This is a genomic window from Aminobacter sp. Y103A, assembly GCF_030294925.1.
GTDB lineage: Bacteria > Pseudomonadota > Alphaproteobacteria > Rhizobiales > Rhizobiaceae > Aminobacter > Aminobacter ciceronei.
In genome coordinates this window covers 266,127-279,268 of sequence record NZ_AP017987.1, presented here as the reverse complement: position 1 = coordinate 279,268, position 13,142 = coordinate 266,127, and the positions used below count along the sequence as shown (strand labels likewise).

General features: G+C 63.7%; 14 protein-coding genes. 3 read left to right on the top strand and 11 right to left on the bottom strand.

Translation table 11 applies throughout. The features are described from left to right. Position 1: 1 nt before the first annotated feature. Positions 2 to 619, top strand: coding sequence for a plasmid pRiA4b ORF-3 family protein (locus Amn_RS28875; RefSeq protein ID WP_286298412.1), 618 nt, complete (start codon positions 2 to 4; stop codon positions 617 to 619). Between the two features lie 236 nt (positions 620 to 855). On the opposite strand, the gene Amn_RS28870 is transcribed toward Amn_RS28875, so the two are convergent. Beyond that, a complete protein-coding gene (locus tag Amn_RS28870; protein ID WP_154384323.1) occupies positions 856 to 2,340 on the bottom strand; it encodes an HAL/PAL/TAL family ammonia-lyase in 1,485 nt (494 codons plus the stop codon). Positions 2,341 to 2,932: 592 nt separating this feature from the next. Between Amn_RS28870 and ftsZ the strand changes: the two genes are divergently transcribed. Further along, entirely contained in the window at positions 2,933 to 3,967 is a 1,035-nt protein-coding gene (ftsZ, locus tag Amn_RS28865; RefSeq protein ID WP_286298408.1) for a cell division protein FtsZ, read from the top strand. A gap of 55 nt (positions 3,968 to 4,022) precedes the next feature. Here ftsZ and Amn_RS28860 read toward each other — a convergent pair whose 3' ends face one another. Together Amn_RS28860 and Amn_RS28855 are read right to left on the bottom strand one after the other, a co-directional pair. Beyond that, entirely contained in the window at positions 4,023 to 4,430 is a 408-nt protein-coding gene (locus Amn_RS28860; protein WP_182574348.1) for a group II truncated hemoglobin, read from the bottom strand. A 146-nt stretch (positions 4,431 to 4,576) separates the two neighbouring features. After that, a complete protein-coding gene (locus Amn_RS28855) occupies positions 4,577 to 5,239 on the bottom strand; it encodes a 5-formyltetrahydrofolate cyclo-ligase (RefSeq protein WP_286299052.1) in 663 nt (220 codons plus the stop codon). Positions 5,240 to 5,361: 122 nt separating this feature from the next. Between Amn_RS28855 and Amn_RS28850 the strand changes: the two genes are divergently transcribed. Then, entirely contained in the window at positions 5,362 to 6,204 is an 843-nt protein-coding gene (locus Amn_RS28850; RefSeq protein WP_286298405.1) for a LysR family transcriptional regulator, read from the top strand. Between the two features lie 36 nt (positions 6,205 to 6,240). Here Amn_RS28850 and Amn_RS28845 read toward each other — a convergent pair whose 3' ends face one another. The 8 genes from Amn_RS28845 to Amn_RS28810 form a co-directional block, all read right to left on the bottom strand. Further along, the gene (locus Amn_RS28845; protein ID WP_182574347.1) at positions 6,241 to 6,552 is read right to left on the bottom strand and encodes a hypothetical protein; all 312 of its coding nucleotides are present in this window, start codon (positions 6,550 to 6,552) and stop codon (positions 6,241 to 6,243) included. Positions 6,553 to 6,609: 57 nt separating this feature from the next. Then, positions 6,610 to 6,954, bottom strand: coding sequence for a hypothetical protein (locus Amn_RS28840; protein WP_286298402.1), 345 nt, complete (start codon positions 6,952 to 6,954; stop codon positions 6,610 to 6,612). Further along, positions 6,954 to 7,193 carry a hypothetical protein gene (locus Amn_RS28835; RefSeq protein ID WP_286298399.1) on the bottom strand — a complete coding sequence of 80 codons (240 nt, stop codon included), beginning with the start codon at positions 7,191 to 7,193 and terminating at the stop codon, positions 6,954 to 6,956. Before Amn_RS28835 ends, Amn_RS28840 begins: the two co-directional genes overlap by 1 nt. A gap of 295 nt (positions 7,194 to 7,488) precedes the next feature. Continuing rightward, positions 7,489 to 8,526, bottom strand: a complete 1,038-nt coding sequence (locus Amn_RS28830) for a DUF6925 family protein (protein WP_286298397.1) — start codon at positions 8,524 to 8,526, stop codon at positions 7,489 to 7,491. Then, complete coding sequence (locus Amn_RS28825) at positions 8,523 to 9,317, bottom strand: ABC transporter ATP-binding protein (protein WP_286298395.1); 795 nt, start codon at positions 9,315 to 9,317, stop codon at positions 8,523 to 8,525. Before Amn_RS28825 ends, Amn_RS28830 begins: the two co-directional genes overlap by 4 nt. Further along, a complete protein-coding gene (locus tag Amn_RS28820; protein WP_182574343.1) occupies positions 9,314 to 10,315 on the bottom strand; it encodes a FecCD family ABC transporter permease in 1,002 nt (333 codons plus the stop codon). Before Amn_RS28820 ends, Amn_RS28825 begins: the two co-directional genes overlap by 4 nt. Beyond that, entirely contained in the window at positions 10,312 to 11,172 is an 861-nt protein-coding gene (locus Amn_RS28815) for an ABC transporter substrate-binding protein (protein WP_182574342.1), read from the bottom strand. The genes Amn_RS28820 and Amn_RS28815 overlap by 4 nt, the downstream gene beginning before the upstream one ends. 11 nt (positions 11,173 to 11,183) lie before the next feature. After that, positions 11,184 to 13,043 (bottom strand): TonB-dependent receptor domain-containing protein, encoded by a 1,860-nt coding sequence (locus tag Amn_RS28810; RefSeq protein ID WP_286298391.1) that lies wholly within the window; start codon positions 13,041 to 13,043, stop codon positions 11,184 to 11,186. Positions 13,044 to 13,142 lie beyond the last annotated feature (99 nt).

Genomic DNA, 13,142 nt, shown 5'->3' with positions numbered 1-13,142 from the left:
CATGAGCCACGCCCATCGCATCGCCCGCATCAGGATCCAGCTCGATGACTGGCAGCCAGCCATCTGGCGGCGCGCCGAGGTGCCGCTGACGGCAACGCTCAAGGCCTTGCACGACGTAATCCAGGCGGCCATGCCGTTTGACGACTATCACCTGTTCGAGTTCCGCGCCGACGGAAGGCGCTACGCCATCCCTAATCCCGAATGGGATAGCCTGCGCGATAAAACCTACTCGGCGAAGACCTTGCGGCTCGGCTCGCTGGTCGATCGCGGCATCATGCAACTGACCTACACCTACGACTTCGGTGACGACTGGAGGCACACGATCACGATCGAGGCGGTCGCCGATGCCGATCCCGCCGCCGAGTATCCCCGCTACATCGACGGCGCCGGCCGCGCCCCACCCGAAGATGTCGGCGGCATCCCCGGCTTCGAACTGTTCCTCGACGCCATCGCCGATCCCAAGCACGAGCAGCATCGCGAACTCAAGCGCTGGCACGGCCGTCCGTTCGATCCCGCACATGCCGATGAAGACGAAATCCAAACCCGGATGAAAAAGCTCGCCAGACGCCGCGCTCTCGGCAAGGTCGGCTTCGAGAAAAGCCGTAGTCAGGCACGCTGACAATCCAAGGCGGCCGCGGCCCCCACCGGAGGCTTACTCTGAAACCAATTGTTTAGGCTGGCTCCGGCTGCCCACTCATGTGGGCGGCCGCGAGAAGACAGGCCGTCTGCGCGACTTGTCGAGACGCTAACCAGGCAAGTTGTTGGCCGGCCTTGCGATCACTCCAAGGGTTGGCTCGTCCATCGGATTAGGAGTCGACCGCGACCAAGCGTGGTCGTCCCTCAGTCGTGGGTTCGCTAAGGTATATCCGTCTCTCGTATGAAAGATCGAACCGTTTCAATGTCCCACGACAGTGGGCGATCGTCGGCATAATGCGCGACACGTTCACGAACCGAGCGATAGATCGCATCCGTTCCAGGCGCGCGCGTTTCGTCGCCAGCCAGGAAGTCATGCGCTTGGGCTGCCGCCATTAATTCAATTGCCAGGATATATTCGGCGTTGTCGATGACCGCCAGCAGCTTGTTGGCGGCAACGGTCGGATGGGCGAGGAAATCTTCCTGCAACCCTGAGGTAACGCCGCCGTCGGTTGCAGCTGGGGCTGCGAGGCGGCGGTTTACATTGCTCAACGAGGCGGCAGTGTACTGCGCGATCATGAAGCCGGAATTGCAGCCGCCTTCGCTGGCGAGAAATGCTGGCAGATTGTTGACGAGAGGGTTGACCAGACGATCAATCCGCCGTTCGCTCATCCCCGCCACCTGAGCCAGCGCGATCGTCAGGCTGTCGGCCGCCTGACCCAGCGCCGGCGCAACGGCATGAGCCTCCGAAAAGACCAGCGGGTTTTCCAGCGTACCCGATACCGCCGGATTGTCGGTGACTGAGGCGAGCTCGCGATCGACAAGTTGCGCCGAACGCTCCGTCACTTCAAGCGCTGCACCGTGCACATGAGGCACGGCACGAAGGCTGAGTGCGTCCTGCGTCCGGCGCCCGCGTGCCGCGCTTATCAGGCCGCTGCCTTCGAGCAAAGCACGCAGCGTAACGCCCACCGCCTGGATGCCGGGTGACGGCCGCATGGCGAGCACCCGCTCGTCAAATGCCTCCATCTGACCACCCGCGGCTTCAAGCGTCAGCGCCGCCGCAGCATCAGCCCAGCGCAATAGCCGCTCGACGCGCGCCAGCGCTACACACAGGAGCCCAGTTGCGCAGGCGGTGCCGTTTACCAGGCTCAATCCTTCTTTGGCGCCAAGCACCAATGGCTCAACTCCAATTGCAGCCAGCGCATCACGGCCATTCATTCGGCGCCCGGCAACTTGCGCCCTGCCCTCACCGATCAAGACCAGCGCAATGTGAGCATTGTGCGTGAGATATCCGGCTGACCCTCGTGACGGAACTTCCGGGATGCAGTCACATTCCAGGAAGCGCAGCAAATGCAGAACGATCTCAGGGCGCACGCCAGAGTGACCATGTGCAAAGTTGGCCACCTGAGATGCGATAATGGCCCGGACGCTGTGCTCAGGCACTGGTTCGCCCACCCCGCAGGCATGGCTGAGGATTATGTTGCGCGACAGTTTTTCCTGCAAAGCTGGTTCGACTACCGTGTTCGAAAGCGCGCCGACCCCAGTGTTCACACCGTAAGCACGCACGCCGTTCTCAACGATACGCGTCACGATACGATTGGCATGTGCAACGCGTTCCCAGGCGGCTGGGGCGAGAGCCAGCATCTCACCTGAGGCAACCCGCGCGATATCGCGCCAATTTGGAGGGGTATCGATTGATATTACCATGGCATGCTCGCGAGATGGCTCATTGGTGACAGATGGCAGATGGCTGGCATCGGATTTGAGACGAGCCGCGACAACGCATCGGCTCGCACCAGTATTCCTCTGTCGGGGCCAACAGGCTGCAGACGCGCCTCCGCCAACTTGAGGTTCGCGCGCTGGAGCGAAGGTCATTCCTGCAGTCGCATGAGCAGCCATTGTGACGCCTGCCCACGCTAGCGTTTTTGATAAATGAGCGGTTCCGACAACCAGGCTACGAAAGCGACCTGGACCGGTCGAAAATGCTGCACCAAGAGCTGCCAGACAGGCTGGGCGGAAGATAGCTGTCCTCCACTCCAACCCGGAAGCCGGTGGGCATACCAACTCCGGCGCTACAGCTCGGCTCAAGGCATTCTGACCACGACACCCAAGCTGTCCGGCTGCACCAGCAGCGGCCGGACAGCGGATCGAGTGCTTGCCTCCCTCACTTACAGGTGCAAAAGCCCAGATCTGCCGGTTAAAAACCGCAATCGACAGGCTATTCCTTGCAGCCTCCCGATCAATCTGATTCCCTGAGCCGGTCCGATTCGGGCAGGGGCGCTGCGCAGGAAACGGAACCATGAACACTTCCAAGAAACCTGAGATCTCGGAAATGAGGCCGAAGCTGACCGTTATCGGTGTCGGCGGCGGTGGCGGCAACGCCGTCAACAACATGATTGCCGAAGGTCTCGAGGGCACAGAGTTCATCGTCGCAAACACCGATGCTCAGGCGCTGACCATGTCGAAGGCCTCGAAGCTGGTTCAGCTCGGCTCGATGGTGACAGAGGGTCTCGGTGCCGGCTCCATGCCGGAGGTCGGTCAGGCGGCAGCCGAGGAATCGATCCATGAAATCATGGATCAGCTCTCCGGCACGCATATGTGCTTCGTGACCGCCGGCATGGGCGGCGGCACCGGAACGGGCGCCGCACCTGTGATCGCACGGGCAGCACGCGCGGCAGGCATCCTCACCGTTGCCATCGTCACCAAGCCGTTCACCTTCGAAGGCAAGCGGCGCATGCAGATGGCCGAACAGGGCATCGAGCTTTTGCGCCAGGCCGCCGACACGGTCATCGTCATTCCGAACCAGAACCTGTTCCGCATCGCCAACGCCAAGACCACCTTCGAGGATGCGTTCGGCATCGCCGACAAGGTGCTCTACTCCGGCGTCAGCTGCATCACCAACCTGATCGTCAAGGAAGGCCTGATCAATCTCGACTTCGCCGACGTGAAGACGGTGATGCGCGACATGGGCCGCGCCATGATGGGTACGGGCGTCGGCAGCGGCGAAAACCGCGCCAGCAAGGCGGCCGAAGCGTCGATCGCCAACCCGCTCATTGACGAAAACTCGATCAAGGGCGCCAGGGGCGTGCTGATCTCGATCTCGGGCGGCATGGACATGACGCTGTTCGAGGTCGACGAAGCCGCCACCCGCATCCGCGAGGAGGTAGGTGATGAAGCCGACATCATCGTCGGCGCGATCTTCGACAATTCGCTCCAGGGTCAGTTCAAGGTGTCGGTGGTCGCCACTGGCCTGGCAGCCCCGACCTCGCAAGGCGAGCCGGTCGTCAACATGCGCGGCGAGCCTGCACCGGGTTCGATGCAGCCCTACCACTGAGGCCGAAGTGCCGGACCCCGGCCGCCGCCGCGGCCGGGAGGCCAGATAGGCTGGCTCAGTCCCTGTTTCGCGTCATCTCGGCGGCAAAGGTGAAGTGGCGCATCACCAACGCCTGCAGATGCTCGGACAGGCCGGCCTTCGCCACCGCCTGGCGCATGCATGTCAGCCACAAATCGCGCAGTTCCGGGCCAATCGCCACGTGCTCGTGGATTTCCTTCAGACGCGAATGCCCGTGCTTCTGAACGTAATAGCTCGGACCGCCGAAAAAGCCTGAGAGATAGTTGAACTGTTCCTCACGCGAATGCGCGACGCCATGCCCCCTGCGATGCAACAGATGCAGCTCGGCTGCAGCCTCGTCCTGCTCGACGATGTCGTAGAAGATTTCGACCAGCCGGCGTACGGCCTCTTCGCCTCCCAGCTCGAGATAGAGCGAACGCCCCTTTGGCTGTACAGTTTCATTCACGACAGGCGACCTCCTCCCAGTTGCGATCCGTGTCGCACTGACTGTCCGGACATCCGGCATCGCATTGTCAAAGCCTAGCAGCAGAGCCCCTGACGACAAGGGTGGCATACTGCGACCTATTAGCCATCACTCATTCGTCCCATCACTCATTCGTCGGTGACGATGATGTCCATCGGAATGTCGTGCGGCTGCGGATAGATCGTGGCGATCCGGCTGCCTGCGTAGCCGACGCCGACGACGAGCGGTCGCTTGGGCATCGCGGCAAGGGTGCGATCGAAAAAGCCGCCGCCATAGCCCAGCCGGTAGTTTGCCCCGTCGAACCCCACGACCGGCGCGATGACGACATCGGGCAGGATCGCCGGACCATTGGCGGGAACGAGGATGTTCCAGACACCGCGTTCGAGCGGATCGCCCGGCGGCCAGGCACGGAACTCCAGCGGCCAAGCCTTCTTGATGACGACAGGCAAGGCGATCCTGCCGCCGCGCCCGATCACCCGGACGGCCCAGTTGCGCAGATCCGGCTCGCCGCGGAATGGCCAATAGACACTGACGGTGTGGCCGCTGACCTTGCCGATTGCCAGGTCGAGTTCGGCAGCGATGCGCTCGGAGCGAGCCTTGCGTTCGTCGGGATCGGCAAGCAGTCGCTCGTCGATCAGGCGCGCCCGCTCCGCCTTGCGCCATCGCGCGACATCAGGCCACGCGTCCATGGGAGCCGTATCAGTCCGGTAGCCCGGTTCCAGTTCATGCATGAAGCAAGGAGGCGAAGCGTATTCGCGCGTTTCGGGAGGAGCGCCTTTTTGGTCAGACATCATCTTCTTGTCCCGTCTTGGCGGCGAGATCGATCTCGACACGAAAAAGCTGCGCTCCGTCACTCCGAAAGGCAAACGGATTTAAATGCTGCATTGATGCAATTTTTTTGCACTAATGGCGTATGGATATCGACCGCGCCCGCACGTTTCTCGAGATCGTTCATTGCGGCAGCTTCCTCAGAGCCGCCGACCGGCTCCATGTCACCCAGACGACCGTCAGCGCCCGCATCCGTACGCTCGAGGACGAGCTCGGCCGCCAACTGTTCGTTCGCAATCGCAACGGCGCGCAACTGACCCCGGCCGGCCGCGAGTTCGAGCGCTTCGCCCAATCCTTCGTCCAGATCTGGGAGCGCGCCCGCTACCAGCTGGCCATCCCCTCCGGGCGGACAAGCGTCGTCGCGCTCGGAGGCGAGCTCAGCCTGTGGAACCCGCTGCTGCTCGACTGGCTGGTGTGGATGAAGAAAGCCAGGCCCGAGATTGCCGTTCACGCCCATGTCGGCGTGCCGGACCAGTTGCTCGACCAGCTCAGGAACGGGGTGCTCGACATCGCCGTGCTCTATGCGCCGAAGCTTTTGCCCGGCTTCAAGGTCGAGATCCTCCAGGAAGAGCAGCTCGTGCTGGTCAGGACCTTGCCCGGCAATGGCAGGCCGGAGGCCGAGACCTATGTCTATGTCGATTGGGGGCCGCTGTTCGCCGCCCAGCACGATGCCAGCTCGACGGCGTTTGGCGAGCCCGGACTTGTCGTCGGTCTCGGCCCGCTCGGCCTGAGCTACATCCTGCGCGCCGGCGGAACGGGCTACTTCCGCAAGGGCGTGGTTGCCCCGCTGATCGCCGCGGGCGAGCTGGAAACCGTCGAAGGCGCGCCCGAATTTACCTATCCGGTCTACGCCGTCTGGCCCGAAGCCAACGAAGCACGAGCCGACGTGCAGGAGGCGCTGGCTGGGCTGAGGCAGACTGTCCGGTAAAGGAGCGCCCCAAGGCAGGGGCGCCCGCAACGCGGGTCATGCGCTGCCGATGACCCGCATCAACCGCAGATCGTGACTGCGCCGATGTTGCCGGCACGCGGCCGCAAGGGCAGCACCAAGAACCTCGATGTCGGACACTTCATGAGGCCGCCAGCCGCAAGGGCAGCCATCGGGGCAGGCATGAACGTCGGCCACTTCGCGATAGATCGACCCGACCGCCTGCGCGGCTAGCCGCATCACCGCAATCGGAGACAGGCCTGTCTTGTGCATGACGTCGCAAAACTCATTCATGATCGTTGCGCGGATATGCGCCGACGCCTCTTCACTGCGGCGTTCGATCTCGGCCATCTTTGACACTCGATAGTCTCCAGCTGATATGTTGTCCCGCGACAGTCCGGCCCTTCCTCAGGCAGGACGGCGCAGACCCATCGGGACGGTTGTGTCCTGATCCAAGACGAAATCGGAGACGATAGCCCGCAGCGCCCGGCGCGCTGCGTCTAGCTTGCGCATCGCCTCGAACATCGTCTCGCGGTCGGCGCCGTGGCGCTCCAGCTCAACCGCGAAAACGGCATTGCCCACACTGTGGGGTTCCGGCACGGCATTGACGCGCTTCAGGCTCAGATCAGCCTGACGCCTTGCCCGTCGAACCTGGGCGCCCAGCGCTTCGACCTCGGCGAACGTCTCGCGATATCGGCGTATCCCATCGCCCTGCGCCTCGCCGGCATCCTTGAAGGGGTTGACATGCATCATCACCTGCTGACCCCTGGCGCAAGCTCGTTGTCGCGGATGCGCGGAAAAGTCTCGCGACCAGCGATGACGACCGGCTCTTCCGCAGCATAGGAGTCGGTCGAAAGCGGCTTGGGCTCGACACCCTTGCCGTATTGCAGTTTCTGCCAATGCCCAGGTTGTGGGCGAGCTATGTCATGACGATCGCAGGCCTGCGCCACCTGCTGGTCGCGCACGCCAAGCTGCACGGCGATCTCGGTCATCGGCCGTGACCAGACCAATTGATGAAGCTCGGCCCGCGTCAGTTCGACCGCTTGGCTGGTCGCACGCAGACCCAGCCTGCTGATCCGATGCGTCCCAACATTCATCGCCGAAAGAGCTATTGCCACGACCTGGTCCCATCGTGCCGACGGTGGCCGTTGCGGCCGTCCTGTCCCGAGCACAACCGGACCATACAAAACATGACTATAAATATCAAGTTTAGTTTGGCCCCGAATTTTGCTCTGTCGGCGACGGCCGGAGCCTTCGCCGACGGGCATGAGTTTGCGCACCGAAGCCTTAGGCCGCGTGGCCCGGCGCGTCGTCGTCCTCCGCCTCCGGCTCCGATTGCTCGAAGCTGGCTTGCCAGGTCGTGATCCTTTGGCAGCGTGCTTCATCTCCCAGGCACTCGGCAAGACGGACCTTCTGTCGCAGCGCGACACGCAACGCAGCCCGGGCATGGCGCCCGGCAGGCGCCTGGCCGGCGTCGAGGTCCCTGCCCGTCTCCAGCGCGTCGTCGACATAGGCCTTGCCGGCGAGAGCCTCGGCGGTGCCGAAACGGCTCATCAATTCCTGAAACTCGCTATGCAGGGTCAGGTCGAACGGCCGGTCCTTGCCCAGCGGATCGATGACCGGATTGCCCGGATGCAGCGAGCCGACTAGCAACAGGCCAGATGGGATCGGCGTGTTGGCCGAATGCGTGCGGCCTCCCTTCAGAAGCTTCGGCAGCAGATGTGTATGCGGTCCCTCGGGAGAAACCCCGCCCGTGTCGGGTCCACCGATCTTCTGGTAGACCTCGACACGGCCGATATTGGTCAAGGCGATCCGATGCGGATGGACCGCAAGGATCGCCGGCATCGCCTCATTGCCATGCTCGAACAGCGAACGGCCGAGATTGGCGCGCAAGACGGCCAGCAGCTTTGGCTCGCTGGTGCGGATGCAGAAGTCGCATTGCGGCAAGGACAGGCCCATGTCGAACAGGATGCCGGTGCGGTCAATACCCCGGATTGCGTGATCGTCCGGCCCGATCTCACTCAGCACGCTCCTGCTGCCGCGCCGCGCCTTCGCTTCAGGAAGGCACAACGCCACCGCCTGGCTCCAGCGATGCCGCTTCGGACTGAGCGTCTCGTAGGCGACAGGCACCAGTTCGCTCAACGTGCCGCGATCGACACGAATACCGCCCCGCCGGGTAGCCCGGGTCAGCAGGTAGGTGTCGTCTATCACCGCAACCTCGCCGTCATCCTGATGGAACTCGGCAATGGCGCCAAACGTGCCCATGCTCCATCCGCTGCGCCAGTCGGTCAGGTGGTGACGCAGCAACTGCTCGAGGTAACTCATGGTCGTGCTCCGGTATCGACGGCAACGAGATCGAGCGGCTGGACAACCAGCCCGCCCGCTGTCTCGCCGAAGAAGGCTTCGACGCCATAGACGTCGCGCAGGGTTTGGGCGGTCAGCACTTCATCAGGCGGGCCGTCGGCGACGATCCTGCCGGCGTCGATGAGCAGCAGTCGGGTGCACCAGCGGGCGGCGAGCCCGAGGTCGTGCAGCGAAGCCACGACGCTTCGTCCGCTGGTCGCGAGATCGGCAAACAGGCGCATCAGCGTGATCTGGTGCGATGGGTCGAGGCCTGATGTCGGTTCATCGGCGAGCAGCAGCGGCGTCTCTTGTGCCAGCGCCCGGGCGATCAGCACACGCGCCTTTTCGCCACCCGAAAGCTCGGTCGCAGCGCGGTCCCGAAAGCTGTCGACTTCCATCTTGCGCATTGCGGCGTCGATGGCGTTGCGATCGGCAAGGGCGAGCGAGGCGAAACTTGGCCGATGGGGCGAGCGACCGAGGCCGACCAGCATCTCGACCGGCACGGCCCAGGCGATCTCGCGCTCCTGCGCAACGTAGGCCATATGCCGAGCGCGCTCCCTCGCGGAGACATGAGCGGCGGCGAGCGCACCCAACGCGATTGCGCCGTCTGCCGGTGTCAGTCCGAGCAATGCGCGCAGCAAGGTCGACTTGCCGGCTCCGTTCGGGCCGATGAGGCCGACAAACTCACCCGCCATGACGGAAAAGGACACGCCGTTGAGCACCGGCCGGCCGCCGAGCGACGCCCTGAGATCTTGAACATCGAGCAGCATCAAGCAAGCTTCCTTCTCGTGCGATAGACAAGCCACAGGAAGAACGGCGCGCCGACGATTGCGGTCAGAACGCCGAGCTTGAGGTCGCGGCCGGGCGCGACGAGCCGGACAAGGATGTCGGCGGCAAGCAGCATGCAGGCACCGCCCAGGGCGCTCGCCGGCAGCAGCCGCGACGGGCGCGCGCCGACCAGCGGCCTCAGCATGTGCGGCACGACGAGCCCGACGAAGCCTATGGCGCCCGACACCGCCGTTGCGGCACCGACGGAAGCCGCGGTGCCGAACACGGCCAGCAACTGCACGCGGCGCATGTCGATGCCCATGCTCGCTGCCGTCTCGTCGCCAAGTGTCAACGCATCGAGCGCCCGTCCCAGGGCCGCAAGCATTGCCCAGCCGACGAGCATGAACGGCAAGGCGAGCCAGACATGGGTCATCGACCTGTCGGTCAGCGAGCCGAGCATCCAGAACATGATCTCGAGCGCGGCGAACGGATTGGGCGACAGGTTGAGCGCCAGCGAAGTCATCGCGCCGGCAAAGCTCGACACGGCGACACCTGCCAGGATGATGGTCAAGGTGCTGCCGCGCAGGCCGGCAAGTGCCTGGACCACGACGACGGCGAGCACGGCGGCAGCCAATGCCGACAGCGGCAAGGCAAGCGGGAAGACAATCGTCAGGCCGGAATAGATGGCGATCACCGCGCCCAGCGAAGCTGAAGCGCTGACGCCGATCAGGCCCGGCTCGGCCAGCGGATTGCGCAGATAGCCTTGAAGTGCCGCACCGGAAAGCCCGAGTGTAGCACCGACCATCAGGCCGAGCAGCGCGCGCGGCAGGCGGATCTCACGCATGATCAGCTCGATGGCGCCGGCCTTGTCGGAAAACAATGCAGCGATGCTGTCGCCGAAGCCGAGGCCCGCCGGACCGACGGTGAGCGAAAGCAGGAACAGAATGGTGGCCAGGATGGCAAGAACGGCAAGCACGAGCCTGTAGCGGGAGATGTCGCTCACTTGGCGTCCCCCTCGGCGGCATCGCGCAGCAGGCGGGCGGCTTCAAGTGTAAACGGCGCGCCGCAAATGGTGTATCGCGACGGCACCGCCACCGCCCTGCCCTGCCCGGAGACCGCCCGATAGGCCGGGTGGACGAAGTTTTCCTGGGCGAGTGCCGGGGCGCCATAGTCTTCGCCGCCACCGATGACCAAATCTGGTTTGGCCATGACCAGCATCTCCAGCGGCAACCGCGCCGTGCCGCTGAGCCCGAGCTTGTCTGCAATATTGACCAGTCCGGAAAGCTTGACGATCTCGTCGACGAGCGTTCCGGTGCCCGAGGTGTAGCTGTTGGCGTAGTAGGTCGCGACGGTCTTGCCCGAGGCGCTTTCCTTGCCCAATTCGGCGACGCCACGATCAAGCGCGGCGACAAGTTTTGCCGCTTCTTCGCGCCGCTCCAGGACCTCTCCCATGCGCAGGATGTTGGCCCTGATGTCGGCAATGGAGCTGTCCGGCGCGAATTCCTCGACCCGGATGCCGAGGCGCCTCAGCAGCTCAACCGTCGTCCGTGTCGTGTAGGCTCCGGCGAGTACCAGGTCAGGCTGCATCAGAAACACTTCCTCGGCAAGGCCATGATTGACGGCAAAGCCGTTGGTCCGATCGGCCAGCACCGACGTGTTGGGATCGCTTGCAAGATAGGACACTGAATGCAGCTGCCCCTCGGCCGCCAGAAGCATCGCCAGCTGGTCGGTGCAGACATTCATCGACACGACGCGCTTCGGCGGCACGGCGGCTGCCGGCGCTGATGACAACGCGGCCAGCCCCGCGAGAGCGGACAGCCACGCTCGAAACCGAGCGCAGCTGAGACGATTGGTGGGCATGTTACCTCGCATCAGAACACACGCGTGAAGCTCAGATTGAAGCTTCGGCCCGGCGCGCGATAGTTGGTGACGGTCGAATAGTGTTCGTCGAACAGGTTCTCGACCGAAAACTTCAGGCTCGCCCGCTCGTCGACCGTGTAGTTGGCGGCGAAATCCACCGTCACATAGTCCGGCAGCTTGACGGTGTTGGCGGCATTGGCGTAGCGCGCCGCGCCGTAGAGCAGCTTGGCGGTGAGGTCGAGGCTGTCGGTCGCGGCAAAGCTCACCTCGGCGGCCGCCTTGAAGCGATCGCGATAGGGAATGTAGCGGCCGTTGTCCTCATTCTTCGGCGAGCGGTAGTCGATCGAAACCTTGCCACTCCAGCGGTCGTCAAACGCATGCGACAGGCTGGCCTCGATACCGGTCACCTTGGCGCGCGCGACATTGAACGGCAGGTAGGTCGGCGGGTTGGAGGCGATCGCGTCGGTCAGCCAGGTCTGGTAGAAGGCGACGTCAAGCTCGGTCCCCTCGCTTGGACGCCAGTTGATGCCGATCTCATAGGACCGCGACTTCTCCGGCTTCAGGTTGGGATTGGAGTAGTTGGGGTAATAGAGGTCGCTGAAGGTCGGCGCCCGGAAGCCGGTGCCGTACGAGGCGCGCGCCACAAGCTCGGGAACGAGCTCGTAGCTGGCACCGATGTTGTAGGTGGTGGCGCCTCCGAACTGTTCATTGTGATCGTAGCGCAGACCGCTGTCGATCGTCAGCGCGCCATAGTCGAGCGAGTACTGGCCGAACACCGCCGCGAGGTCGCGCGAGCCGACACCGAAATCGACAGTCAAAGCCACCTCCTCGCGATAGGCCTCGGCACCGCCGACCAGGACATGCCTGACTTCACCTGTTTCAAAGGACTTTTCCGTCGACGCGAAGATGCCGTAGCGCCTGGTGTCGAATTCGCTGCTGCCCACGACGCCGTCACGGACATTGTTCGAATAGTCGAGGTTGCCGGAAAGTTCGACGGTCGAGCTCCAGCTGTCGGAATGCTTCACCCGTGCGCCGATCCTGCCGGCGAAGGTGTCGGTGTCAACTTCATTGGCGGAAGGCGGGGAGGCATCGTACTGGCTGCGGCCCCGGGCAAACAGGCCATCGGCATATAGCCGGCCCCAGCCATACTCCTTGGCGACAGCGACGTTGAGCGAGCCCTGCAGGAAGCCATCGTCGTCAGGCTCATGTCCCCAGGCCAGCGGCGTGGTGAAGTCGTAGCCGCGCGTGCCGAGGATGGAGCCACCGACGGAGTAATCGATCCCGTCCTCGGTGCGTCCGCGCAGATCGCCTGAGAGATAGCCACCCCAGGGATGCGTGACGCCCGAGGTGATGCTGCCGCAGGTGTTACGGCCGTCGGCACACTGGCCGCCCTGTTTGGTGATGATGTTGACGACACCGCCGATGGCATCGGCGCCATACTGCGCTGAGTGCGGTCCCTTGGCGATCTCGATACGCTCGATCGACGACAGCGGAATGTTGAAGATCGAGCTCGTACCGCTGGTCGCCGACGAACTGCGGACGCCATTGACCAGCACCAGCGTCTGGCCGGCCGACATGCCGCGCAGATAGACATTGGACGACGCGCCCTGGCCGCCATAGCCGATGATTGAAACGCCGGCATAGTGCTTCAGCAACGACGGCAGATCTGCTGCCGCGGACTTTCGCAATTCTTGCTCGTCGATCAGGGTGACCGACGACGTCGGGCGAACAAGCGCGGTTTCGCGGCGGAGCGGCGTAACGACCAGGCGCGGCAGCACGGTCACGCCGCCTGCAGCGAGCGCCTGCTGCGCGCTGGATGGTGTCGGGATGGCCAGCATGATCGCGCCGATGCCCAGGATAAGTCTCTGCATTTCTGCCCTCAAATGGTTTGGGGGGCGCGACAAGGATCGCACCCGGTTTCCAAACCGCAGGCAAGACAGGTCGGCAGGCAGACTTTGGGACAAGATTGA